This window comes from Alteromonas sp. H02, assembly GCF_059682525.1.
Map to the genome: position 1 here is coordinate 4,700,238 of NZ_CM185021.1, position 24,521 is coordinate 4,724,758.

Below are 24,521 nucleotides of genomic sequence, written 5' to 3' on the forward strand. Positions count from 1 at the left end.
CCCCTAATATAGACCTTTGCATAGTAAACTTCCTATACACTAAAGTCGAAACAAGGTATTTTTAGTTATGTGTATACGGCGAATGTTATGAGATGAAAATACCCACGCACACTTCAGCCACGCAGTGGACCAGCGCTACCGGTAAGGAGCGTAAAGTCCCCAAGCCTGCCAGTGAAGAAACGTCATCCACCAAACGCCGCTCCACACAGCATAGTAGTTCAACTCGACACCGCATCACCCATTGGTTTTCATCCATCGGCATTGAGCAATCGGCGCTGGACTACTCCACTCAGCCGGCCCGGCAAATAGCTCAATATCAACGCCTGCGCGAACAAAAAAGACTGGCTAACCTGCAAAAAATTATGTCGGTAGCCTTATCAGTTTCCAGCGGTGAGCCGTCTCAGGAGCAGGTCGACCCAGACTGGTTTCATTCGTTTATTTCCATGGCTGAAAATATTTACTCACCTACCATGCAGGAGTTGTGGGGTAAAATTCTGGCAGTAGAAATTCAGCGACCGGGCAGCTTTTCACTACGGAGTCTGGAAACACTGACGAAACTCACTCAACGGGATGCGGGGTTATTCAGCAAGGCCTGCCAGTTAGCTTGTCGGCGCAACAACGACCCGGCGCCAGTTATCGTTACCGGATACCATCAACAACCCGGTTTACTTAATGCCCTGTTTCCCGCCCCGGCAGCACACACCCAATTGGCTCAGTTTGGCTTGTCTTACACTGATATACTGGCTCTGGGCAGCATGAAATTATTGTATGCAACGGAAATAGAAACCGGTCTGCTGGACAAGGGAACATCCATAGCACTGAAGTTTTCGACCGAAAGTTTGACGTTAGAAGCGCGAAGCAAGCAATTGCTAATGACGTATTATAAGTTTACTGCGGTGGGCAGTGAGTTGGCACGCTTGTTACCAAAACAAAAGTCTGAAGCGTTTACTGCGCATATTAAATCGCTGTTTACCCCACATTTCAGTGTGGAGTAAACAACCATTTGATTAAATACCGTCACCAAATTCGTGCAGGCCACATTCGCGCTTAAGCCCGAAGAAGCGGGTATCCTGCTCGCTCATCCCTTCCTGCAGTGACTGGGTGGTATGCCAGTCACCAATAGAAACATAACCCTGCTCCCACAGTGGATGATAAGACAAGCCATTATCTTTAAGGTAATAATGCAGGTCTTTATTTGACCAGTCGATAATCGGGTACAACTTAAACTGGTTGCCAGAGCGTTGCAGAACAGGTAAATGTTGTCGTGTATCAGCCTGACTACGACGCAACCCGGCAAACCAGGTTTGTGCCTCTAGCTCTTTTAACGCCCGTTGCATAGGCTCAACTTTGTTCATCTTGTTGTAACGCTCGATGCCGTCGATCCCCTGCTCCCACAAGCGGCCAAAACGCGCCTCCTGCCAGGCAGGTGAAATGTCGCTGCGATACACCTTTAAGTTGAGCTTGAGCTGCTCTGCCAGTTCGTCGACAAACTGGTAAGTTTCCGGAAACAGGTAACCGGTGTCGGTTAACACTACCGGAATATCAGGCTTTGCCTGGGTAAGTAAATGCAGCATAACCGCAGACTGCGCGCCAAAGCTTGACGACACAATGTGGTTACCCGGCAAATACTCCAGGGCCCACCGGATACGCGCTGACGCATCCAGTGTTTCCAGCACCTGATTGATTGCCGTCAGTTCCTCATCAGTAGTATCGGAGGTAACCGGTCGGCGAATCGATTGAAGATCGTGATCAGTCATAAAAATCCTGAGCGGAGTTGATCACCGGGGCAATCACGCCTGTGCGCACTACGAAATCGCCGAATGACTCATTCGCTTCACGCGAACCGGCCCACTGGCCAAGAAGCTCATCGAGAATAGCCATGACTTCCTGCTCGGTGATGTTTTCTTTAAACATACGAGGAATACGGGTCCCTTCACGGTTACCACCTAAGTGCAGGTTGTAACGGCCCGGGCCTTTACCCACCAAACCGACTTCAGCCAGCATGGCGCGACCACAACCATTCGGACAACCGGTTACCCGGAATATCACGCTGTCGTCGCTTAAACCGTGCTTGGCCAGTAACTCGTCGAGCTGGTCTACTGCGCCAGGTAAGAAGCGCTCGGCTTCTGCCATTGCCAGCGGGCAGGTAGGTAACGCTACACAAGCCATGGAATCTAAACGCTGAGCCGATACATCCGGTTGAATTAAACCATGCTCTCTGGCGAGCGCTTCAATGGCGTCTTTCTGATCGGCTGGTACACCCGCCACAATCAGGTTCTGATTAGCCGTCATGCGGAAATCACCTTTATGAATTTTGGCAATTTCGCGGCAACCGGTTTTCAGGGTTTTATTCGGATAATCCAGGATCCGGCCGTTTTCGATAAACAGCGTTAAATGAAATTTACCGTCAATGCCTTCAACCCAGCCAATGCGATCGCCACGGCTGGTGAATTCATAAGGCTTGCTTTGGGCAAAGGTAACACCGGCACGTTTTTCCACTTCAGCGCGGAAGTTATCCACACCTACGCGCTCAAGGGTATACTTGGTTTTCGCGTTTTTACGATTCACCCGGTTACCCCAGTCACGCTGAGTGGTTACCACGGCTTCAGCAACCGCCAACGTATGTTCTAACGGAATAAAACCAAAGTCGTCGGCCTTACGCGGGAACGTGGCTTTATCGCCATGGGTCATGGCCAGGCCACCGCCCACTAATACGTTAAAGCCCACCAGCTTGCCGTTTTCGGCAATGGCCACAAAGTTAAGGTCGTTAGCGTGAACGTCGACATCGTTTTGCGGTGGAATAACCACGGTGGTTTTAAATTTACGAGGTAAATAAGTATCACCGAGGATTGGCTCCTGATCGGTGGTTTCGACTTTCTCACCATTTAACCAGATCTCGGCGTACGCACGAGTTTTCGGAAGTAAGTGCTCACTAATCTTAGTAGCCCAGTCGTAAGCCTGCTGATGTACTTCCGACTCAACCGGGTTAGAGGTACACAGAACGTTACGGTTAACGTCACCTGCGGTCGCGATTGAGTCAATCCCTACGGAGTTAAGCGTTTGGTGCATTAACTTAATATTCGGCTTTAACACGCCGTGGAACTGGAACGTCTGGCGGGTAGTTAAACGAATACTGCCGTACATGGTGTACTCATCGGCAAACTTGTCGATAGCCAGCCACTGCTCAGGGTTACACACACCACCCGGTAGACGGGCGCGCAGCATTACGTTGTGCAATGGCTCTAATTTTTGCTTGGTACGTTCACCGCGGATGTCACGGTCGTCCTGCTGATACATGCCGTGAAAGCGGATCAGCTGAAAGTTATCTGCAGTAAAGCCACCGGTTAACGGATCCTGCAGATCCTGCTCGATGGTGCCGCGCAGATGGCGACTCTCTGCTTTAAGGCGTTCATTGTCGGCCAGTTTGCCTTCAACAATAAAAGGAGACTTAGTATCGCTCATTAGTAGACATCCTTCTGATATCGTTTTGCTTTGCGCAGTGACAGTAAGTAAGCCTTGGCTTCTTCGTCACTCTTACCACCGTGGGTCCTGAAGATTTCAAGCAGCGCACTTTCAACATCTTTGGCCATTTGGTTAGCATCGCCACACACATACAGGTGGGCGCCTTCTTCTAACCACTCATAAACCGCCTTGCCTTCTTCAAGCAACCGATGCTGAACATAAATTTTGTCTTTCTGATCACGTGAGAAAGCCAGGCTGATTTTGCTCAGCAGGCCACTTTTCACGTATCCTTGCCACTCAACCTGATACAGGAAGTCCTGAGTAAAGTGAGGATTACCAAAGAACAACCAGTTCTTCCCTTCTGCGCCCTGAGCATCACGTTCCTGCATAAACGCGCGGAATGGTGCAATACCAGTTCCCGGACCAATCATGATGACAGGTGTGTCAGAGTTTTCCGGCAGACGGAAGTTATCGTTTGGCTCAACAAACACTTCTACTTCACCGCCTTCTTCAAGACGCTCACACAGATAGCCTGATGCGCCGCCCTGATGACGATTACCAAAGGCATCGTAATCAACGTGCGCGATAGTTAAGTGCACTTCGTCTTCTACTTCTGACTGGCTTGAGGCAATCGAGTACAGACGCGGCGTTAACGGACGACAAGCTGCGACAAACTGCTCAGCCGTAACCGGATGCGGATGGTCGCGAACAATATCGATAATCTGGCGATCGGCCAGATAGTCACGCAGTGCAGCTTTGTCTTCCAGCAACTTCGCTAATGCTTCACAGCCAGAGGCTTCCTGATACGCCTTTACAAACCCCGGATAGCTCAGGGTAAGTTCCAGCTTATTGATCAACGCTTCTTTAAACGACAGCGTGTGTTCGGCGACGGTGACTTCCTGATCGGCAGATGCCTGGATCAGGGTAATAATTTCGTCGGCCAGTGCTGCATCGTTCTTAAACCAAACACCCAGCGCATCGCCAGCCTGATAAGTAATACCAGAATCTTCCAGGCTGATTTCGATGTGGCGGATATCTTTAACCGAGTCACGACCCGTAATCTTTTGCGAGGTTAACAAGGTTGCCTGATAAGGCGCTTTCTTGGTGTATACCTGCGCTGCGGTGCCGGCGGCTACTGCAGAACCAGTTTGCATGGCTACGGCGGCTGAACCGGCGGAAGTGAAATCGTCTTTTAACGTTTCGATCAGTTTGGCAACCCAGGCCTCGGCTTCAGCTTCATAATCCACATCGCAGTCTACGCGTGGCACTACCAGCTTACCGCCCAGCTTCGCCAGACGCTCGTCGAAGTCTTTACCGGTTTGGCAGAAGAATTCATAGCTTGAATCGCCCAGCGACAGCACTGCGTATTTCAGCTTATCAACCTTAGGGGCTTTCTTAGTGCCCAGAAACTCATGCAACTCAATGGCATCATCAGGCGGCTCGCCTTCACCATGAGTACTGGCCACAATGGCCAGGTGAGTTTCATTTTTAATCTGACGCGGCTTGTAATCGGCCATGCTGATTAATTTGCTGGAGTAACCTGCGGCTTCAACCTTAGCCTGTAACGACTGGGCAATGCCCTTGGCGTTACCGGTTTGAGAGCCGAACAAAATGGTTAGTACCGGCGCTTCGCCGGCCGCCACTGGCACGACTGCTGCCTGCCCTTGCGGTAACGCTTGTCCGGACGCTGCCAGACCCGCCAGGTAACCACTTACCCAGGTTAATTGCTGTGCGTTCAACCCAGAGATCGACTGGGTGATCGCATTCCATTGCGGTTCACTCAGAATTGCTCCCGGTGCACCGACTGAAGTGTTTTGGTTGTTAGAATTTGCTGACATAACTCATTAGCCTTATTTGCATACTACTAGGCTAATGAGTTTTCTTGATAACTGGAAAGAATTAAAATTACTTTTTTATATCTTAAAATACTAGAAGTGAATTTCAAGACCGGCAAAGACGCCGTCGAAGCCCAGATCGGCGTAGATATCGTCCAGATCTTCAATGTCTACAGTGATGTCGCGATAGCCAACCTGTAGGGTCATATCGATAGCTAAATTCTCGACAAAAGAATAAGTAAGCGCAGCCTGAATGTCTCGAACCTCATGATCATCAAAACTCAGATAGCTACCTTCAGCGTAAACACCTAGGCCAGTGAACGGCAGGCCAAACTCCACCCGACTGTAAGCCATTGGGATAATACCTTTAAACGATGCCTCACCACTTTCGCCGCTATCAACGTCTTCCACATAAAACGTACCGTCGATGTATTTACCGTTGACACCAATATCAAAACTAACCAGATCGTTATCGAAGATCTCGTAATACAGAATAAGGTCGGCGCTATCGATGCTCGCGTCGGTTAATAACGATGTGTTGGCTTCGTATTCAGTGCCTTCAAATTCAAAGGCTGCATTCAGATTAGTTACACCGTCGGTATCCAGTTGCAGATAGTTAACTTTTACATTAGGAACCAGCGGTACAAAGTGTTCAAACGCCACGTACAAAGACGCATTGGTAGAACTGTCAAAATCAAAATCAGCCGTGTTGGAGGTTTCAGAGAAACCGCCCGACGTGGAAGTATTCCATCCCTGAGCGCCAGCGTAGAGCCCAAGCAGCGTATCTGCATGAGTGGCAGGGGCAAGACATAACGCCCCAAGAGCGGCGGCAATGACACGTTTTTTCATCGTTTATCCTTGATTGAGTAATTCAGACAACTCAATTATGGCTGCATTTGCACGAGAAATATAGTTCGCCATTACTAACGAGTGATTAGCTAACATACCAAAGCCGCTGCCATTAAGAATCATCGGGCTCCAGATAGTCTGTTGTGTGGCTTCTAACTCTTTGATTATCTGTTGTAAACTCACTAACGCATTCTTGTTTTCCAAGACACTGGCAAAGTCTACTTCAATGGCTTTTAGCAGGTGTAAAAGTGCCCAGGTAGACCCTCTGGCTTCATAAAACACATTATCCAGTTGCCACCAGCTGGTACGGGTTTGAATAGAGTTAGGGCGCGGTGTGCTGTTAGACGCCGACTTATCACCGGCCAAATCGGTATTTACCCGCTCAGCCTCAACACTGGCGCTGAGTCGTTGAGATAAACTGCCAAGTTTCTTCTCAACCTGTTTTAAATACTCACGAAGGTTATCGGCACGGGTATAAAACTGGCTGTCGCCAAGGGTGGGATCAGCAAGGTCATCACGATACTGACTCAGATAATCAATGGCTTCTGAGTACTGCGACTCTGCGGAAGGAAACAGCCAGTTACGGCTGTCGATGTTGAATTTTGGTTGCGCTTTTACCAGATGTGGATTTTCAACCGACTGCGACTGAGAGCGACTAAAATCCTTGCGCATGGATAACAACATATCGCGGACTATCTCCAGTACCCCGAACTCCCAGCTGGGCATGTTATCCAGAAACACAGATGGCGGCATTACGTCATTGGATAAGTAACCACCTGGTTTGTCCATGAGGGTATCGGCAACAGTAATTAAGGTGGTAGTCACAGTATAGCCGGGCACTGGTTGCACATTGGTACTACTCATTTGCTCTCTGGCATTGGCTTTAACATCAAACGTATCGGGTTCGAGGCTACAGTAAAAACCAATCAGCCAAAGAAGCAGAAACAAAACACCTAAGGTAATACTAATGGTTTTTACATTTAAATACTGTTTCATAGTTTTCCTTGTTTGCGATTGGTCTTTGAGGTGAACAGCCTGTCATACATTCAAAGTATGGCTCATTATGCTAAGTTGTTCATCTCTGAAAGTAAATCCACTGTGGTTGGTGGAGGCTGACGAAGGAGAAATCAGGCTGTTGCGTTATTTGACTTCCCTACCAGCAATACAATGGCAACGATTAACAATACCGGCCAGAACACACCCAGTCCGGCAAACACTAGCCCGCCAAGTACCGCGATAGCGGCGATGCCCAGCGCAGCGGCAATGCTCATGGCGACCACAAAGCCAATAACCACTAACAGTACACCAACTCCGGCCATAATTATCCATTCCAGCGTACCACTTACCAGTTCGTCACCCATGACCAGGTGTAAATCAAACCAGTCGGATGCCACACCGCCCAATACCTTGGTGAGCACGATGGCAATCAGGATGGCAAGAATAAAGTTTTTCATTATGCTCTCCTTGGTAACAGGATCACCGCCGCAACATAAGCAGGCAGAGTAATCATTGGCACGAACACTAAACCTAAAGCAGCACCGGCACGAACCCAAACCGGATCGATGTCAGCATAGCGGGCTACACCAGCACATACACCTGAAATTACAGCCCGACCTAAATCTCTTGATACACGTTTTTTTTCATAAATAGTTTTCATAACCTTACTCCTGCTTGAATGACCCGGTTGGTTGCGAGGCCCGCACTGCGCGGGCCATCATGCGTTTACGCGACTTTTTTCGCTTTTAACGCAGCCAGTTCCTGCTCAATTGATTCGTCTTTTTCCAGGGCGTCGAACTCAGCCTGTAGTGAGGTTTTTGAAGCGCTGTCGGTTAAATCATAGGCTTCAGCCCGTGCTTCCAGTTCATCTACCCGCTGTTCATAGTGAGCGAAACGGCCCATCACACTATCTAACTTGTCACTGTGCGTTGCCTGTTTAGCCTGCATTCTTACTGAGGCAGACTGACGACGTACTGCCAGCGCTTTTTGCTTGGCTTTGGCTTCGTTTAATTTCTCGTTTAAACGGCCGGTATCGTCCTGCACTTTTAACAGCGCTTCATCGATTACCTGTAACTGCTCCTGCAGTTCTACTTGCTTTGCTTCCAGTTCTTTCTTTTCTTTCAGCGCTGCCCGAGCCAAATCATCTTTACCTTTACTGACGGCCAGCTCGGCATTTTCCTGCCAGTGAGCGGCGCGTTTACCCAGGTTATCAATCTGGCGGTTAAGGTGCTTTTGCTCGGCAATATGCTGTGCAGCCAGCGTACGGATTTCCACCAGGGTTTCCTGCATCTCCTGAATAATCAGGCGGATCATTTTTTCAGGATCCTCTGCCTTATCCAGCAGCGCGTTGATGTTAGACTGAATGATGTCGTTGATACGTGTGAACATTCCCATAATTAAATCTCCGATTGGCGAAACGTTTTTAAAAGTTACTTAACACTTGCTTAGATATAACAATTCGCATGCCAACTTATAAACCACTGATTTTTATAACTTTAAATTAAATCCCGTATTTCTCACATCGAATAAAACAATATCAAAACCATATATTGGCAAAATTGACTAACTGTTTAGCTTAATTGACCAAAACCCTTGTCTAACCCCATATACGGCGTTTAAATCATCAATTAACCACACCAGTCGGCGTACAAGAGAGCTTCTGAGCAGCGATGTGATGAGTACATTATGGTAAGACGTAATTACGGACGTACAGAGACCAGAGAAGCAGCAGAGATTAAAAGGAAAGAATAAAAAGCAGTGCAAAAAAAACAGGTAACGTTTTTACGGTTACCTGTGCCTTCGAATTTGTCTTAGTAAGACGTGGGGCCTTATGGAGCTGACCCTTTGTACGTAGCTTTGTATCGCGGATGTCACCAAAGCGCAGAGGCCTATGCTGACTATCGGTAGAAGGACTACGTAACTGGCGAGTAGTGCATGGCTGAACATCATAGCCAGTGCCGCCTGTTACTCGCTATCAACCTGGATGTTGTGTTGCTCAGTATTGGCAGCCAGTTCCTGTACAGAGACTTTACCTGCCGGCACATCAGACAGTGATACGTGATAAGTGGCATTGGCAATATTCTGCTGAACCTCACGGCTAATTTCAGCCTGAGTTACTGATACTGCACTGGAGATCAGGCTACTCATTAAACGCTCTACAGCTGATTCCTGGGCATTGGCCTGAGCACTAACAGACAGACCTAAAGCAATGACTGAAGTAAGAATGATTGATTTGATTTTCATGGTGTTTCCTCTATTTAGTTAAATAAGTAATTGGTTGACTAACAGATAGCGAAAGCTGTGCCATCCTTTAAGAAAACTGCAAATAATTGTTTTATATAGGATTTCAACAATCATGTTCGTATAACTAATAACCACATCAGATTTTTTGAACTAATAGTTAGTTAATTTCACTACTTACATTGTGAAGTTCGCCAACCATATTCGGGCATTGGAACGAGATTAGCGGTGTACTGGTGAATTATTGGTCAAAGAAAGGTGTTTAAAACGCAAGAGGAAAGGAAAATAAAAACTGTGGAGTTGCAAATACAAAAACAGGTAACGTTTTTACGGTTACCTGTGCCTTCGAATTTGTCTTAGTAAGACGTGGGGCCTTATGGAGCTGACCCTTTGTACGTAGCTTCGTATCGCGGATGTCACCAAAGCGCAAAGGCCTATGCTGACTATCGGTAGAAGGACTACGTAACTGGCGAGTAGTGCATGGCTGAACATCATAGCCAGTGCCGCCTGTTACTCGCTATCAGCCTGTTTGTTGTTCTGCTCGGTTTTGGCAGCCAGTTCCTGTACAGAGACTTTACCTACCGGCGAATCAGACAGTGATACATGGTAAGTGGCATTGGCAATATTTTGCTGAACCTCACGGCTAATTTCGGCCTGAGTCACTGATACTGCACTGGAGATCAGGCTACTCATTAAACGCTCTACTGCTGATTCCTGGGCATTGGCCTGAGCACTTACAGACAGACCTAAAGCAACGACTGAAGTAATGATGATTGATTTGATTTTCATGGTGTTTCCTCTATTTAGTTAAACAAGTGATTTGTTACACACTAGATAGCGAAACCTGTGCCATTCTTTCAAAAAACTTTAGATTATTGAAATTTAATGATTTTTCATTTTTGTGTTGGCATGCCAATTATCGTACAAAAAAGAAGCACACCAACTGTTGGTGAGTTTAACCAAATAAGGTTGTGAAATTAACCAATCTCTTTAGATTGATACTCAATAGCTTTCGATGCGGTTTCCTGCATTGCCGCTAAACCATTCATCAACAAGTTAGGATCGGGGTTTTTGCCAGTGCCTTTCTGACTAAGGTAGCGTCGCCACACTCTGCCACCCGGTTGCCCCTGAAACAGGCCGAGCATATGGCGGGCAGCATGCCAGGGTTTAAAGTACGGTGCATCCTGACGCTCAATATAAGCCTGCATTAAGCTAACAATCTCTGCGCGGTCCAGCGGCTGCGCAGTGTCGCCGTAAAAGCGCTTATCAACCTCTGTCAGAATGTAGGGATTCGAATAAACCTCGCGGCCAATCATCACGCCATCAACCTGATTAAGGTGCCCTTCGGCCTGCTCCAGGCTGGTAATACCGCCGTTGATTGAAATGTTCAGATCAGGGTGTTGCGATTTTAACTGGTACACCCGCTCATAGTTGAGTGGCGGGATATCGCGGTTTTCTTTCGGACTAAGCCCCTGCAGCCAGGCCTTGCGGGCATGTACAATAAACGTATCGCATCCGGCACCGGCCACCACATCAATAAACCGGCTGAAGTCTTCGTACTCGTCCATATCATCAATGCCAATCCGGCATTTAACGGTAACCGGAATATCCACTTCGGCCTGCATGGCTTTTACGCAATCTGCCACCACCTGAGGCTGGGCCATCAAACAAGCACCAAAACTGCCATTTTTCACCCGGTCAGACGGACAACCAACGTTGATATTCACTTCGTCGTAACCGTATTCCTGAGATTTAACCGCGCACTGTGTCATATGCTCCGGATCGCAGCCACCAAGTTGCACCGCGACCGGATGCTCCTCTTCGTTAAAACCAAGATAGTCGCCCTTGCCATAAATAATGGCGCCGCTTGTAACCATCTCGGTATACAGCAGCGTGTGGCGGGATATCAACCGCAAGAAGTACCGGCAATGCCTGTCTGTCCAGTCGAGCATTGGAGCGACAGAGATACGCCTATCCAAAGTGGGTTTCGCAAGTTCTCTATTTAAATCTTTTACATCAGCCACTTACGGCGTTCCTCAGTTAAACTTAGCATTTAAAAGTTGAGCATTTTCACACTGTTTTGTCCCCTTTGAGAGGAACTCGTTGCCCAAATAGGGGAATACTTTTGGGCAGCCGTACACTTAAAGTGAGTGAAAATAAGATGGCTAATATTAGCATAAGTAAATGGACGAGAAAAAAACCGCGTGTGTTACACCGCCAGGGTCAGACAGAAACGCGCCGATTTTCACTCACGTTCACTTTTAAGCATAGTTCAATACAAATGAACAAATAAAAATAATGAACGACATATTGCCATACTGTTCATTTTAGTGCATTGTTCAGTAGGAATGAACAATATTAATAAATGAACACATGGACACTCTACTAGCTGAAGCAGCCGAACTGTTAGCAGTAACAACAAACCTAAACGTCACCCAAACGCACAATATTGGAGATAATATTCATGAAGCCGACGAGCGTTTAACTATTGCTTACGGACAACAACAATTTACTTGGGGCGTTGAAACAAAAAAAAGACTTACGCGTCAAATACTGGCAAAGCTCACCCTAGTGAAAACGGTATTTAACGATGAAAAAGTTCTCATCATTGCTCCCTACATTAATGAAAAGCTTGCCGAACTTTGTCGGGAAATGCAGATCGATTACTTAGATCTCGCTGGTAATGCTCACCTCAATCATCCACCGATTTATATAGACATTCGAGGCCGTAAACCACCGCCAGAGCATCAGATACAACTAACTCGCCAACTAACAGGTAAGGCTTTCCAGCCTAAAGGGATGAAACTGGTGATGATGCTGTTGTTAAGACCAGAACTCGTCAACCAACCAATGCGCGTGCTCGCTGACGAGGCAGAAATTGCATTAGGCACCGTAAAGCAAGTCTTGGATGATCTCAAACAACTCACCTTTATTATCGATAGAGGAAAAAAAGGGTATGCCATCAATGAGCAAGACCTGCTCCACACGCGATGGCTGGATGCTTACCCTCACAACATGGAAGCAAAGCTGAAACAGGCTCTCTATGTCGCCCAGGATTTAACTGAAATACGTAATGCCCCGCTTGAACCATACGGTGCACTGTGGGGCGGTGAGGTCGCTGCCGACGCATATACCCATTACCTCAAACCGAAAACCTATCAAATCTACGCAGATGCTGAGGCGCATAAAACACTGTTAAAAAAATTCAGACTGCGCCGACTACATGCCAATGAAACAGACGTTACGCCAATCAGGATTGTAGAGCCGCCTGTAGCAATTGAGAAGATTAAAGGTAAGTTACCAGGCTATGCCACGCCTTTACTGGTGTATGCAGAATTGCTCAATAGCGACGACCCTCGCAACCTCGAAACCGCGAAAAGGATCTACAATGACTATCTCACTTGATGTCAGCAACAAACTACCTGATGGACTGGTTGAGGTTTATGGCCGAGTTCAGCGTATTGCAGTAGCCTTGAAGATACCACTACTAATCGTAGGAGCGACGGCAAGGGATATCATTTTAGTTCACGGCTATAACGCTGCGATTGAACGTGGTACGCGGGATGTGGATTTTGGTCTGGAAGTGCCAAGTTGGGAGCATTACAAAAAAATGCGAGATGCCCTGATTCAATCGGGGTTTACAGCACACCCAAAGAAAACACATCAACTCAATACCACTGACAGTGACGGCCTGCCTTGGGAAATCGATCTCATTCCATTTGGGGGAGTCAGTGACGCCGAGGGCCAGATCACCTGGCCGCCAGAACATGCTTTTCAAATGAGCGTGCTAGGCTTTGATGAAGTCTATGACCATGCCTGGGACATACACCTGAGCAAAGAGCCTGCGCGAAGTGTAAAAGTAGCCTCTCCGGCTGGCATCTTGTTACTCAAACTCATCACCTGGACAGAACGAGGTCGCGAGTACCAGGGAAAGGACGCTATCGATATTTATTACGTCATAAAACACTACAGTAAAATTCCCGACGTATTTGAAGCCCTCTACGAACGCGATTACATGGAATTACAGGATTATGATGACATGAAAGCCAGTGCAATGATGCTCGCTGATGAGGTCGCGGCTATGGCACACGGCGACACCTTAAACTATATCAGGCAGACTCTGCTCGACAATGAACGAGTATTGGAACGCCTCAAGACAGATATCACTAAGTTCACCCGTGTAGACTTCGAGGAAGCTGAGACACTGATTGACATAATCAAACAACAATTAGATGTAGAAAAAAACTAACGTGGGTTTCAGTAATTGTAATCCGCTTTTATAGTGGCGTGGAGTAAGGTGTACTGCAAGAACGCTGATGAGTAATAGAGAACTATCGCGATTGAATTGATACCGAAAGCTCTGGAACAGAGGGGCTTTGCCTTCCCCTCATTGCTTCCTTAACATTGCGCAACACAATTATGCCGCCGCGGCCTGGCAGTAACGGCGGATAAACTCCTCGTGTGTGGGCATAGACTCGGCCGTTTTCGCCACTGACATGCGCAACATTTGCATGTTTTTAAGTAGCGCCTGAGCAGGCACCCTATCCACCAGCACATCGTAGTTTTGCGGGTATATCCCCTGCCCCAGCATAACGGCCAGCCAACTGTGCGGCGTAAACAAGTCTTCGGGCGACGGGATCACCCTGCCACTGCTGCGAAATATTTCCAGTTTGGCTGCCAGTGTATCCGGGATTTCCATATGCTTTACGTAGCGCCAGAACTCGGTATCTTCGCGCTCGGTAGCGTTATAGTGCAGCACGATAAAGTCGCGCAGGCGCTCATAGTCGGCGGTCATTAATGCATTGTACTGCGCTATCTCAGAACGATTACAGCCGCGCCCCGGCCACAAGTTCACCAGTTGCTGTATGCCCATTTGGGTGAGGTGAATACTGGTGGATTCCAACGGTTCGATAAATCCGCCAGCCAGGCCGATAGCCACGCAATTCTTCTCCCAGAATGCTTTGCGGTGCCCGGTACGAAACTTAAGCGGCAGCGGTTGCGTAACCGGTTCTCCCTCAACTCCGGCAAGTAACTTTTGCAGTGCCTCATCCTGCTCCATAAAGTCACTGCTGTATACATGGCCATTGCCTAACCGGGTTTGCAGTGGTATGCGCCAGCGCCAACCGGCGTCATCGGCAGTGGAGCGGGTAAACGGGTCTGGCGAACCGGCTAATTTGGTTTGCACCGCAATGGCACGGTCGCAGGGTAAGTAGTGATGCCAGTCAACAAATTCACTTTGCATCGCACCATCAATCAACAGCGCCTTAAAGCCGCTGCAATCGACAAACAGGTCACCTTCCAGAATCTGCCCACTGTTTAGCGTGACCGATTGTAGCAGGCCCGTATTATGATCCTGTTTAACACTGTTAACAATGCCTTCAATTCGTCCTACATTGTGTTGCTCGGCATAGCGCCGCAGCAATTGCCCATACCGCGCTGAGTCGAAATGATAAGCGTAGCGCATGGTCGATAAGATGGTATCAGCGCCCCCCTGAGGCGGCGCATAACGCCCTTGCTTAGCCGCTACGCTACACAAATTATAGTCGCTGATAATGCCAGGGGCATCGGCAGGGATTTCGCCTTTTTCAGCCATTGCATTTAAGCGCAGCCACAGTTGGTGAAAGGAGAACTCCGGCGTATCGCGGCCGTAAAAGCCAAAGGGATGAAAATAGCTCTCGCCTTTTTGATACCAGTCGACAAAGTCGATGCCCAGTTTGTAAGTACCCTGGCACTCGCGGAGTAAATCGTGCTCTTTAATGCCGAGAAAATCATTAAACTCCATCAACGTTGGAATGGTGGCTTCACCCACGCCTATCACGCCGATATCCTCAGATTCCACCAGGGTAATGCGGGTTTCCGGCGGCGCAATGCGAGCAATGGCGGCTGCACACATCCAGCCTGAGGAGCCTCCTCCCACTATCACCACGCGTTTTACTTCAGGTGTATTAACGGGGTTAGCTGAGTGGCTCATCGACGGGCCCTCCGCGGCTGTGGTTTAAAGCCATTCTGGCATACCTCACTCACCAAATCGCGATGGGTAGGCACTGCCCGTTTGGCATTCTCACTTTGCTGGCGAATGCTGGCAAACTCGTTACGTGCATCATCAAAGAAACGCAACGCGCCTTCACGGGCCGAAATATCGGTTTTAAAGCCCATGCCATAAAGAATATATTGCCAGCTGTTTTCATCAAAAATATCGTGGCTGGCGTCAATGTCTAAAAACGAAGGCGGCCGGTGACGCCACTGTTCCAGCTTCCCCTTAAGGTACTCAGAAGCTGTGGCCGGATCCTGGTTGTCACGCCAGAATGCCGTATCGTCGCGGTCAGTAAGATAGTAGTGGAGCTTAATGAAGTCTTTTACGTGTTCGAAGCGTTTACTCATGGCGTTGTTAAACTGGGTAGCAGAACGCTCATAATCACCGGACCACGGAAACAGATTACACAGCATCAATGCGGCCACTTCCGCAAAGCTTATCCCCGTAGCTTCGAGCGGCTCAATAAAGCCCACCGACAAGCCTATCCCTACACAGTTTTTATGCCACTGGGTTTTACGATAACCCGGCTCAAATTTCAGTAAGCGGTGTTGCAGGTTATCGGCCGCTGGCCCGATATGCGCTTTGAGGGTAGCCACTGCGGTTTCTTCATCGCAGTACTTTGAGGAATACACATATCCCAGTCCACGCCGTTCATGCAAACCAATATCCCAAATCCAGCCGTAATCTTTGGCTGTAGTATAAGTACAGGATGGAATGGGGCCGCCGGCTTGTTCATAAGGCACCTGCAAAGCTACCGCCCGGTCGCAGAACAACTCATTTTTATAGGAAGTAAATTCCGACCCCAGGGTTTCACCAATGAGTCTGGCTCTGAAGCCGGTGCAGTCAATAAACAGATCGGCAGTGAGTTCGCCATGCTCTCTGGCGGTAACCGATGCAATGGCACCGCCTTCATCGAGCTTCACATCGTCAATGGTATCGATTAGTCGTTTAACCCCCATCTCCATCGCCCGACGGCGTACTAACGCTGCCAGCTTGGTCGCATCAAAATGGTAAGCGTAATTAAGGGGCGCCTCATAATTGGGATGCGATATTAACTTGGGTGCCAGCTTAGCCTCCACCGCCCGTTCCTGTACTGTGCAGCATTCAGACCAGGGCACATCCCCGGCGACACCTAACAACCAGTAGGGCAACAAATCCATATCAGTATGCTGAGATGCTACCTGAAAAGGGTGAAAGTAGCTGTCATTCGGGTCGTCAGCGGGATTTTTCTTCCAGTTATTAAAACGGATGCCCTGTTTGAAGGTAGCATCCGCGTGTTTAATCAGATCACTTTCATCCAGGCCTATACGGCCCATGGTTTTACGGATGATAGGAAAGGTACCCTCGCCTACGCCGAGGATACCGATTTCTTCAGATTCGACCAGAGTGATTGATACGCCGCCGGGGGTGTCTGCTGCCAGCATCCGCGCCATGTAAGCCGCGGTTATCCAGCCTGCGGTACCGCCGCCAACGATCAATACACTCTTTCTCATCTTACATTTACCTTTTATTTACAACTTAGTTTGAACCATCTCAACACCCTGCTTAGAAGTCAAATCCAACGTGCAGGCTGATACGACGGTCGGTCACAAACACGGCCCGGTCGACAAACACGCCGTCGAGGATTTCCATCTCGGTACGCTGGTCTTCGTCGGTCAGGTTCTGTACGTTCAGCTTAACGTTGATAGCGTCAGTCACCCGATACGAAACACTGGCATCCAGACGCCCAATAGCCGCTGCGTAAACCGGCAGACCGATTTGAATATCGTCACCGCTGAACGGGTCGGTATACACCCGCGTAGTACCTGAGTCGTTGGTGGTAGTCAGGTAACGATCACGCCAGTTATAGGCCAGACGCGCACTCAGATCGCCTTTATCGTAAAGTAAGGTGGCTGAGTAAGACCACTCAGATAAACCAATTACCGGTACACTAAGCTCATCGCCATTAATATCCAGGGCGAAGGCATCCGGCGAGTCGTTACCGATGTAAGTAACGTTAGCATCCACACCAAAACCGCTTAACCAACCCGGCAACTCGTCGAAGTAGGTTCGGCCACCCAATTCAAAACCGCTGATAATGGTATCTTCGTCGGCGTTGAAGTTGGTTCGGCTCTGTACCGGGCCATCCAGGAAGGAACCGCCACTACCGTCGGTAAACGCCGACTGCGGATAGTTGTCTTCATTAAAATACTCTGCGCCCGGGCCAGAGAAATTATTGAACGTAATGTAATTTTCAATGGTTTTATGGAACAGCGATAAATGCACCGAAGAGCCTTTACGTGGATACCACTCCACCGATACATCGTGGTTGAGTGCAATTTCCGGCTCCAGGAACGGGTTCCCCGAGGTATTGGTGTAGCCCGAGAAGATGGCCGGAATCGATACATCGTCATCCGGATACAACGCATCCAGTTCTTGGTTAATCACGTTCTCAGTAGTTTGTACTGATGCAATACCCTGAGCCCGGATGTCCGGATAACGCGGCGGCGTTAAGGTTTTGGTAAACGCGTAGCGCACAATCCAGTTTTCAACCGGCTCAAACTTAATGTTAAAGGACGGCAGGAAGTAGTCTTTTGTTAACTCACCCACACGATCGTTTTCAAACCCGACACTTTCGCGGGTAAACGGAGGTTGCACCCCTTCGTTGGCCTCCTGCCAGGCCAAAATGTTTTCCAGGCCGCCCATGGCTTCTACCGATGCCTGTGCATCAGCTTCGGTTGCGTAGTAACGGGCACCGCCATTGAAAGCAAAGTTACCCATACTTTCTATGTCATAGTTCACCCAACGCACACCAAAGTTACCGGTAAAGTTAGACCAGAACGAATCGCCGTAATTCTCAAACCCTACCATGGCATACAACGACTGGGTTTTATGCTTGGTATCGTAGAACTGCGGACGCTGATCAAAGTTACGGTTTGGCGGGTTGCCGTAGATATAGTTACTCGCTTCCGGATCGCTACACTGGTAATACAAATCTGGTCCACAAGCGGTATAGGTGTTGTATACCCGCGCAAACTGGTCGGCAGAGTTGATTTGGTCGGTACCTACCCACACTGCGCCTGGTGCCTGTACATCACCTTTAAAGAAGTCGGAGAATTCTTCTAAGTAGAAATCACCTTCCGGTGCCGTATCAACAAAAGCTCTGGGTACACCGTTCCAGTTACGGCCTGTGGCCGACCACCAGGTACCTACAAAGCTGTCTGATTCTTCACGGTCGGCGACCCGGCCGCCCACAGCCACTTTACGGAAGAAGTCATGCTCAAGATAGAAACTGGCATCCAGTTGGAACGCGTGCGCATCGCCTTCATTTTCCATATCCAGCCAGTTAATCCGCGACATACCGGTATTCGCCGGATCGGTAGACAGCGGATTACCAAAGGTTACCGCCGGACGACTGCCGGTTAAGTCCATATTGGTTTCAATAATATTCTCAAGCACCGCACCACCCAGGCTGTACTTGCCCGAACGAGATTCCGCTTTAACGTACTGATAGCTACCGCTTAAATCCCAGTAATCCGACTCGTATTCAAAGCCAAAGCTGTGATCAGCTGTTTTACTGAAGCCCGGCGTAAAGCTAGAGTTCATTGCCACTGGCAAGCCAGAAGTAAGGTTAGTGCTGGAAATTGCACCGCTAACGAATACGTCACCATCAAACTGCGCACCATCAAGCACGCCTACCGGCGCACCCGGCTCAATAGTCATGATCTGACTGTCACGGTTACTTTCACGTTCTGATATAAAGGTAGTATGGAAGAATTCCAGGTTTTCTCTTGGCTTCCACTGCAGGGCTGCGTAATAGCCGGTCCGTTCACGCTCAAACTGGTCCTGGGTAAAACGCACTCCGGCAGGGGCATATACGCGCTGGCCGTTGTAGTTGGTCGCGTGGTACGGCGGAATAATAATATTACTGTCGTGCGAGGCGATTTTTGAGTAACCCATATTGAGTAACACACCAAATTCGCCGTAGTCAGTTTCCCAGCGATCTGAGATAAGACCAGAATAAGCTGGGGTTAGCTCTTCAGAAAAGTCACCGTAATCGGCCGTTACTGAGCCATTCGCTTTAAAGCCTTCAAAGTCAAAAGGCATACGGGTTTGCAGGTTTACTGTACCGGCCACACCACCTTCAATCAGATCGGCGCGGCTGGCTTTATATACGGTTACCGCTTTTAGCAGCTCCGGGCCTACATCTGCCCAGCTCAGCCCTGAACCACCGTTAGCGGAAAATACTTCGCGCCCGTTGATCAGTGTTTTGGACTTATTTAAGCCGCGTACCTGAATACCTGAACCTTCGAAGGCGAAACCATCTGGTGAGCCTTCGCTGCCCGCTCTAACCCGGTTCATGGTAACACCCGGTGAACGTTCCAGAATTTCTAACAATGAGGTACTGGGGACTTTGCCAGCTTCATCAAGGACAATAGAATCACCAATGGTATCGGCATTCTTCTTTAAGTCGATGGCGCTTTCCAGCGACTGACGTTGACCCGTTACCGAGATCACCTCTACAGCGCTCTCGTCCTCGCTTTCTTTGCTTTCATCAACTGCCTCTTGCGCCATTACCGCTGTGGTACAAGACATAATAGCAGCGGCAAGCACCGACCTTTTAAACCGCGGGAATGACTCCCCTGGCATCAAGCCGTTTTGCTCACTTTGTGAATTTAAATTTCTGCTTTTTGATTTAGGCATGTGTAGCAGCCCTCCGGTTTCAGTGATTCTCAGCCTTTATTGAGGCAACTGTGAATTTACAATCGAGTTCGCAATCGAGTGTCAGAGTTTCCTTTGTACAACTCATTCCGGAGGGTATTATTAACTTATTATATTAACATTTAATTTACGTTTATTGGTAAGTTTATTGCTTTTGCTTAAATAACATTAATAAAAAATTACCATGTAAAATAATCACATAAACAAAAGCATGCCTCAGGGTGACAATCGCCCCGATAACCTTTCACCTCAATTCAAAATTAACCTTTTTTTAACCTACAAATGGATTGTCCTGAGTCGGTTTTAATAAGAAAAAACGATCACCAATGCCACAGCGTGCCGTCTTCGAGTCGGTTAACTGGTAGCGCCGCTCGCTGGTAAGGATATTTTGCTGCCAGCTTTTCATCGATATCCACACCATGGCCGGGCGCTTCACCCGGCGTGAAGAAACCACGGTCAAACTGGTAGTCAAAAGTGAACACCGATTCCATCAGTTCGCTGTGCGGCATATGCTCCTGAATACCAAAGTTAGGCACCCAGTAATCAAAGTGAAGTGCGGCCCCCATGCATACCGGAGACAGATCGGTCGCACCATGAAAACCAGTACGAATATGGTAGAGGGCCGCTAAATCGGCTATCCGGCGCATTTGCGTAATGCCGCCGGCGTGAACCAGCGTAGAGCGAATATAGTCAATCGACTGATTAAGGATAAGCTCCTTACAGTCATGAATAGAGTTAAACACTTCTCCCACAGCCAGTGGGGTGGTGGTGTGCTGGCGGATAAGCTCAAAGCCCTGCTGGTTTTCAGCGGGCACGACATCTTCCATCCAGAACAGATGATAAGGCTCCAACTCCTTACCCAGCCGCGCTGCCTCAATGGGTGTTAAGCGGTGATGCACATCATGTAGCAGGTGAATTTCTTCGCCATACTGGCGACGCACTTCACTGAACAGGTGTGGCACAAAATTGAGATACTTTTCGGTAGACCACACCGCCTCGGATGGCAGCGCCGCATCCGCCGGCTCATACTTTTTGCCGTCTTTAGCAACGCCGTAAGTGCTGTCCATACCAGGTATACCCGACTGCACGCGCACCGCCTGATATCCCTGATCGATAGCTTCACCCACCGCTTCTAGCGTTGAGGCCAGATCATTGCCGTTGGCATGGGTATATGTCATGATGCGATCACGGCTACGGCCACCGAGTAACTGGTATAACGGCAGGCCAGCCACTTTGCCTTTAATATCCCACAGAGCCATATCAACAGCGGCCAGGGCTGTCATACCCACTGGCCCACGACGCCAGTAAGCACCGCGATAAATATACTGCCAGATATCTTCAATCCGGGCCGGATCCTTACCGATTAATGCCGGGATAAGGTAATCCTCAAGATAACTGACTACCGTTTTCTCACGGCCGTTGAGTGTTGCATCACCAATACCGTATACCCCTTCGTCGGTGACTATTTTGAGGGTAACGAAGTTGCGACCAGGCGAACAAACAATCACATACGCATCAGTAATTTTCATAATAAAGTCTCATCTTCAAATTGGTTAAGGCGTGGCATACACATAGTCGGGTAAAAACAGCACCAGCTCGGGCAACAATGCCAGTAACAGCAATACCACCAGCACAGTGAGATAGAATGGCCAGACATGACGAATAAACTGAGTGATCGAGCAATCCATGATGTTGCACACGGTGTACATGGCAATACCCACCGGCGGTGTAGTACCGCCAAAGGTCACTACCAGTACGAGTAAAATGCCAAAGTGAACCGGATCGATCCCCACGCTTTGGATAACGGGCACCAGAATAGGAGTGAGCAACAGTACCGTAATGGTGCCCTCCATTAACGTACCGATCACCAGCAACAGCGCCAAACATATCATCAGCACAAGCAGCGGCGACTGGGTTACTGCCGACACGCTTTGGGCTAGCTCAACCGGTAGTTGTTGAAAGGCAATCACATAACCTACCGTGCCGGCTGCCAGTACAATCAACATGATCATGCCGATATCCCGTACGCTTTCGTTTAAGGCGCTGTACAGCTGTGCAAAGGTAAGTTCCCGATAGGCAAATAGCCCGACTAAAACGGCGTATACCACAGCAAAGGCACCGGCTTCTGATGGCGTGAAGATCCCCCAACGAATGGTAACAATCAGCAATACCGGGAATAACAGCGCCCACTTACAACGGCTGGCGGCGTGCATTACTTCCCGGAATGCCGGCGGCTTTTGTGTTTCGGTGTTACCCAGCTTCTGAGAGCTTGCCACCCAACGTACACAAAGCATCAGTGCGATAGTCAGCAAAGCGCCGGGTAATAGTCCGGCGATAAACAATTTACCAATCGACACATTGCCCATGTAGCCATACAAAATTAAGCCGATACTGGGCGGAATACAGGCCGTGATCAAAGCACTCACGGTGATAATGGCAGCACTGAAGCCCCGCGGTAAGCCGGAGTCTTCCATAGGCTTACCAAGAATACGGGCCTGCATGGCCGCATCGGCAATCGCTGACCCGGACACGCCGCCCATCAAAGCACTGAGCACAATAGTGACATGAGCCAGACCACCACTGATCCAACACACCAGTAAATTAGCAAAGCTAATCAGCCGCGTGGTGATACCCGAAGCATTCATAATGTGCCCCGCCAGGATGAAAAACGGCACTGCCAGTAATGGAAAACTCTGACTGCTCGATACCATTCGCTGCACGGCCACCAGCGCCGGTAAGGAGTCATGCATCACAAAAAACAGCAGGCCGCTGGCCATCAGGCTAAACGCCAGAGGCACCCCGGCTAATAGCAAGGCTAAGAAAACCAGCAGCATCATCATTGCGCCGCCCTCTGTTTATTTGAAAACCACTTAAGCCAGCTTTGTTCAAGCAGGGTTAACAGCATCAATCCGGCGCCTACCGGGAGTGCAAGGGCTACGTAGCGGTAAGGTAAAGACGTACTACCCAGCGTTCGCTGAGGGTTAAGGTTAAACAGCGCAATGCCATATACAACAATAACGGCGAGCACGCCGATCATGATAAGAGATGCCAGGCCTGAAAGCCGCCGCTGCCAACGTGCGGGCAGGTATTGGGTGGCAATATCCACGGTGGCATGTTGTGCGTGTTTTAAGGTTTGATTAGCACCAAGCATACACAGCCAGGCAAACAGAAGTTGGGCAATATCGACCGACCAGATAATCGGCAAGCCTACAGTGCGCATCACTGCCGCCGCAAAGACCAGCAACACAATGGCAGATAACAAGCCAATACACACTATGCGCTCTATCTTATCGAGGTGGTTCATTGGGCGTTCCCCTCATCCAGCAATGCACAAACCTGCTGGCGCAGCTCGCTATAGCCGAGGGCCTGATAGACTGACTCCGTAGCGTGTAAAAATGGCTCAAGCGGCGGGGTTGATATTGAAACGCCGGCTGCGGCTAGCTTAGCCTCGATGTCATTTTCAGCAGTAAGTACCTGAGAAGTGGCATACTTACCTGCCGCAGTGGCAGCGTGGATGATGATATCTTGTTCGGCGGCTGTTAGCCGGTTAAACCATTCATCACTGGTCACCAGGCCGGAGATTAGTTGAATGTGGCCAGTTTTAGTCACATGACTTATTACTTCATAGAGCCTTGCGCCCCATACAGCAGCAAGCTGTGCTTCACCGGCGTCGATAACGCGCTGCTGCAAAGCACTGTATACTTCAGACCAACTCAATGGTGTGGGCGAAGCCCCCATGGCTTCGATGGTACTTATCCAAACCGGCGCACTGATCGTGCGAAGTCTTAGTCCGTTGAGATCCTCAGGCTGAGCTACCGGCTGCTGGGTTAGCAGATGCCGTGCGCCCTGCCACCAGTTAAATGCCAGCACACGTAAACCGGCGTTTTGCTGCAGGCTGCCATTCCACTGTTGAAACAGATCAGATCCAACCAGGTGTTGTAGCTCAGCCAGGTTGTTCACCAGATAAGGAGCGCCAAGAATGCCCATTTCATGGGCATACACAGACAGACGCCCGCCATCTACCAGCACAGCAATGCCAGCACCCGCCATGGCCTGCTCCAGAATGTCGTCGTCATTACCGAGCTGAGAACCAATAAACAGGTTAACGATAAGTGAGCCCTTACTGCCCGTTTCGACCATCTGCTTAAAGTGCATCAGGCCTTTATACATAGGATCGCTGCTACTCAGCGACGTCACCACGTTGAGTGACGTCACTTTTTCTGACCCCGCATCTGCATTGCTACCGGTAGCAAAAAAAGCCAGCAGCAAGCCAAAAATCAAATTGAGCAGACGATGTTGTGTCACCATAGATTTACTTAAATTACTGCGTAAAGGCGTCAGGATAGCGCTGGTGGTTGGCAGGCGACATTGCCATTTTTCACATTCCAGCAACGTTTTTTGGA

Annotated in this window: 21 protein-coding genes; 3 read left to right on the plus strand and 18 right to left on the minus strand. The window is 49.0% G+C overall.

Annotated features, from left to right (window positions below):
- Window positions 1–92: 92 nt before the first annotated feature.
- The gene (locus tag AC566Q_RS21765; RefSeq protein ID WP_499610842.1) at window positions 93–995 is read left to right on the plus strand and encodes a TIGR03899 family protein; all 903 of its coding nucleotides are present in this window, start codon (window positions 93–95) and stop codon (window positions 993–995) included.
- Window positions 996–1,007: 12 nt separating this feature from the next.
- On the opposite strand, the gene AC566Q_RS21770 is transcribed toward AC566Q_RS21765, so the two are convergent.
- From AC566Q_RS21770 to dusA, 11 genes are all read right to left on the minus strand, one after another.
- The gene (locus tag AC566Q_RS21770; protein ID WP_499610844.1) at window positions 1,008–1,757 is read right to left on the minus strand and encodes a phosphoadenylyl-sulfate reductase; all 750 of its coding nucleotides are present in this window, start codon (window positions 1,755–1,757) and stop codon (window positions 1,008–1,010) included.
- The gene (cysI, locus tag AC566Q_RS21775; protein ID WP_499610847.1) at window positions 1,750–3,462 is read right to left on the minus strand and encodes an assimilatory sulfite reductase (NADPH) hemoprotein subunit; all 1,713 of its coding nucleotides are present in this window, start codon (window positions 3,460–3,462) and stop codon (window positions 1,750–1,752) included. Before cysI ends, AC566Q_RS21770 begins: the two co-directional genes overlap by 8 nt.
- The gene (locus tag AC566Q_RS21780; RefSeq protein ID WP_499610850.1) at window positions 3,462–5,300 is read right to left on the minus strand and encodes an assimilatory sulfite reductase (NADPH) flavoprotein subunit; all 1,839 of its coding nucleotides are present in this window, start codon (window positions 5,298–5,300) and stop codon (window positions 3,462–3,464) included. The genes cysI and AC566Q_RS21780 overlap by 1 nt, the downstream gene beginning before the upstream one ends.
- A gap of 90 nt (window positions 5,301–5,390) precedes the next feature.
- Window positions 5,391–6,146: a TIGR04219 family outer membrane beta-barrel protein gene (locus tag AC566Q_RS21785; RefSeq protein ID WP_499610853.1), complete on the minus strand. Its 756-nt coding sequence runs from the start codon at window positions 6,144–6,146 to the stop codon at window positions 5,391–5,393.
- A 3-nt stretch (window positions 6,147–6,149) separates the two neighbouring features.
- A complete protein-coding gene (locus tag AC566Q_RS21790; RefSeq protein ID WP_499610856.1) occupies window positions 6,150–7,142 on the minus strand; it encodes a DUF2333 family protein in 993 nt (330 codons plus the stop codon).
- A gap of 131 nt (window positions 7,143–7,273) precedes the next feature.
- The gene (locus AC566Q_RS21795) at window positions 7,274–7,600 is read right to left on the minus strand and encodes a hypothetical protein (protein ID WP_499610859.1); all 327 of its coding nucleotides are present in this window, start codon (window positions 7,598–7,600) and stop codon (window positions 7,274–7,276) included.
- Window positions 7,600–7,803, minus strand: a complete 204-nt coding sequence (locus AC566Q_RS21800) for a PspC domain-containing protein (protein WP_499610861.1) — start codon at window positions 7,801–7,803, stop codon at window positions 7,600–7,602. The genes AC566Q_RS21795 and AC566Q_RS21800 overlap by 1 nt, the downstream gene beginning before the upstream one ends.
- 65 nt (window positions 7,804–7,868) lie before the next feature.
- Window positions 7,869–8,537, minus strand: a complete 669-nt coding sequence (gene pspA / locus AC566Q_RS21805) for a phage shock protein PspA (protein WP_499610863.1) — start codon at window positions 8,535–8,537, stop codon at window positions 7,869–7,871.
- Window positions 8,538–9,107: 570 nt separating this feature from the next.
- Window positions 9,108–9,386: a hypothetical protein gene (locus AC566Q_RS21810; RefSeq protein WP_499610866.1), complete on the minus strand. Its 279-nt coding sequence runs from the start codon at window positions 9,384–9,386 to the stop codon at window positions 9,108–9,110.
- A gap of 507 nt (window positions 9,387–9,893) precedes the next feature.
- Window positions 9,894–10,172: a hypothetical protein gene (locus AC566Q_RS21815; RefSeq protein ID WP_499610869.1), complete on the minus strand. Its 279-nt coding sequence runs from the start codon at window positions 10,170–10,172 to the stop codon at window positions 9,894–9,896.
- Between the two features lie 188 nt (window positions 10,173–10,360).
- A complete protein-coding gene (gene dusA, locus AC566Q_RS21820; protein WP_499610872.1) occupies window positions 10,361–11,407 on the minus strand; it encodes a tRNA dihydrouridine(20/20a) synthase DusA in 1,047 nt (348 codons plus the stop codon).
- 349 nt (window positions 11,408–11,756) lie between these two features.
- Here dusA and AC566Q_RS21825 point away from each other — a divergent pair, with 349 nt between their 5' ends.
- Together AC566Q_RS21825 and AC566Q_RS21830 are read left to right on the plus strand one after the other, a co-directional pair.
- On the plus strand, window positions 11,757–12,788 hold the full coding sequence (locus AC566Q_RS21825; RefSeq protein ID WP_499610874.1) for a type IV toxin-antitoxin system AbiEi family antitoxin: 1,032 nt from the start codon (window positions 11,757–11,759) through the stop codon (window positions 12,786–12,788).
- Window positions 12,772–13,632: a nucleotidyl transferase AbiEii/AbiGii toxin family protein gene (locus tag AC566Q_RS21830; RefSeq protein WP_499610877.1), complete on the plus strand. Its 861-nt coding sequence runs from the start codon at window positions 12,772–12,774 to the stop codon at window positions 13,630–13,632. The genes AC566Q_RS21825 and AC566Q_RS21830 overlap by 17 nt, the downstream gene beginning before the upstream one ends.
- Before the next feature lie 168 nt (window positions 13,633–13,800).
- Here AC566Q_RS21830 and AC566Q_RS21835 read toward each other — a convergent pair whose 3' ends face one another.
- The 7 genes from AC566Q_RS21835 to AC566Q_RS21865 form a co-directional block, all read right to left on the minus strand.
- Entirely contained in the window at window positions 13,801–15,354 is a 1,554-nt protein-coding gene (locus AC566Q_RS21835) for a tryptophan halogenase family protein (protein ID WP_499610879.1), read from the minus strand.
- Window positions 15,351–16,910, minus strand: a complete 1,560-nt coding sequence (locus AC566Q_RS21840; RefSeq protein ID WP_105933328.1) for a tryptophan halogenase family protein — start codon at window positions 16,908–16,910, stop codon at window positions 15,351–15,353. The genes AC566Q_RS21835 and AC566Q_RS21840 overlap by 4 nt, the downstream gene beginning before the upstream one ends.
- 52 nt (window positions 16,911–16,962) lie before the next feature.
- A complete protein-coding gene (locus AC566Q_RS21845; RefSeq protein WP_499610883.1) occupies window positions 16,963–19,992 on the minus strand; it encodes a TonB-dependent receptor in 3,030 nt (1,009 codons plus the stop codon).
- Between the two features lie 446 nt (window positions 19,993–20,438).
- On the minus strand, window positions 20,439–21,647 hold the full coding sequence (gene manD, locus AC566Q_RS21850) for a D-mannonate dehydratase ManD (protein ID WP_105933329.1): 1,209 nt from the start codon (window positions 21,645–21,647) through the stop codon (window positions 20,439–20,441).
- A gap of 24 nt (window positions 21,648–21,671) precedes the next feature.
- Window positions 21,672–22,958: a TRAP transporter large permease gene (locus tag AC566Q_RS21855; protein ID WP_105933330.1), complete on the minus strand. Its 1,287-nt coding sequence runs from the start codon at window positions 22,956–22,958 to the stop codon at window positions 21,672–21,674.
- Window positions 22,955–23,422 carry a TRAP transporter small permease gene (locus AC566Q_RS21860; RefSeq protein WP_105933331.1) on the minus strand — a complete coding sequence of 156 codons (468 nt, stop codon included), beginning with the start codon at window positions 23,420–23,422 and terminating at the stop codon, window positions 22,955–22,957. Before AC566Q_RS21860 ends, AC566Q_RS21855 begins: the two co-directional genes overlap by 4 nt.
- Window positions 23,419–24,426 (minus strand): C4-dicarboxylate TRAP transporter substrate-binding protein, encoded by a 1,008-nt coding sequence (locus AC566Q_RS21865; protein WP_499610894.1) that lies wholly within the window; start codon window positions 24,424–24,426, stop codon window positions 23,419–23,421. Before AC566Q_RS21865 ends, AC566Q_RS21860 begins: the two co-directional genes overlap by 4 nt.
- Between the last annotated feature and the right edge of the window lie 95 nt (window positions 24,427–24,521).

Bases quoted from the DNA above. Each gene is read 5' to 3' on its own strand.
- AC566Q_RS21800 (WP_499610861.1), bottom strand. From the start codon at position 7,803: ATGAAAACTATTTATGAAAAAAAACGTGTATCAAGAGATTTAGGTCGG.
- manD (WP_105933329.1), bottom strand. From the start codon at position 21,647: ATGAAAATTACTGATGCGTATGTGATTGTTTGTTCGCCTGGTCGCAAC.
- AC566Q_RS21860 (WP_105933331.1), bottom strand. From the start codon at position 23,422: ATGAACCACCTCGATAAGATAGAGCGCATAGTGTGTATTGGCTTGTTA.
- AC566Q_RS21785 (WP_499610853.1), bottom strand. From the start codon at position 6,146: ATGAAAAAACGTGTCATTGCCGCCGCTCTTGGGGCGTTATGTCTTGCC.
- AC566Q_RS21840 (WP_105933328.1), bottom strand. From the start codon at position 16,910: ATGAGAAAGAGTGTATTGATCGTTGGCGGCGGTACCGCAGGCTGGATA.
- AC566Q_RS21835 (WP_499610879.1), bottom strand. From the start codon at position 15,354: ATGAGCCACTCAGCTAACCCCGTTAATACACCTGAAGTAAAACGCGTG.
- AC566Q_RS21825 (WP_499610874.1), top strand. From the start codon at position 11,757: ATGGACACTCTACTAGCTGAAGCAGCCGAACTGTTAGCAGTAACAACA.
- AC566Q_RS21865 (WP_499610894.1), bottom strand. From the start codon at position 24,426: ATGGTGACACAACATCGTCTGCTCAATTTGATTTTTGGCTTGCTGCTG.
- AC566Q_RS21830 (WP_499610877.1), top strand. From the start codon at position 12,772: ATGACTATCTCACTTGATGTCAGCAACAAACTACCTGATGGACTGGTT.
- AC566Q_RS21855 (WP_105933330.1), bottom strand. From the start codon at position 22,958: ATGATGATGCTGCTGGTTTTCTTAGCCTTGCTATTAGCCGGGGTGCCT.
- AC566Q_RS21770 (WP_499610844.1), bottom strand. From the start codon at position 1,757: ATGACTGATCACGATCTTCAATCGATTCGCCGACCGGTTACCTCCGAT.
- AC566Q_RS21790 (WP_499610856.1), bottom strand. From the start codon at position 7,142: ATGAAACAGTATTTAAATGTAAAAACCATTAGTATTACCTTAGGTGTT.
- AC566Q_RS21810 (WP_499610866.1), bottom strand. From the start codon at position 9,386: ATGAAAATCAAATCAATCATTCTTACTTCAGTCATTGCTTTAGGTCTG.
- AC566Q_RS21815 (WP_499610869.1), bottom strand. From the start codon at position 10,172: ATGAAAATCAAATCAATCATCATTACTTCAGTCGTTGCTTTAGGTCTG.
- AC566Q_RS21795 (WP_499610859.1), bottom strand. From the start codon at position 7,600: ATGAAAAACTTTATTCTTGCCATCCTGATTGCCATCGTGCTCACCAAG.
- AC566Q_RS21780 (WP_499610850.1), bottom strand. From the start codon at position 5,300: ATGTCAGCAAATTCTAACAACCAAAACACTTCAGTCGGTGCACCGGGA.
- pspA (WP_499610863.1), bottom strand. From the start codon at position 8,537: ATGGGAATGTTCACACGTATCAACGACATCATTCAGTCTAACATCAAC.
- AC566Q_RS21765 (WP_499610842.1), top strand. From the start codon at position 93: ATGAAAATACCCACGCACACTTCAGCCACGCAGTGGACCAGCGCTACC.
- AC566Q_RS21845 (WP_499610883.1), bottom strand. From the start codon at position 19,992: ATGTCTTGTACCACAGCGGTAATGGCGCAAGAGGCAGTTGATGAAAGC.
- cysI (WP_499610847.1), bottom strand. From the start codon at position 3,462: ATGAGCGATACTAAGTCTCCTTTTATTGTTGAAGGCAAACTGGCCGAC.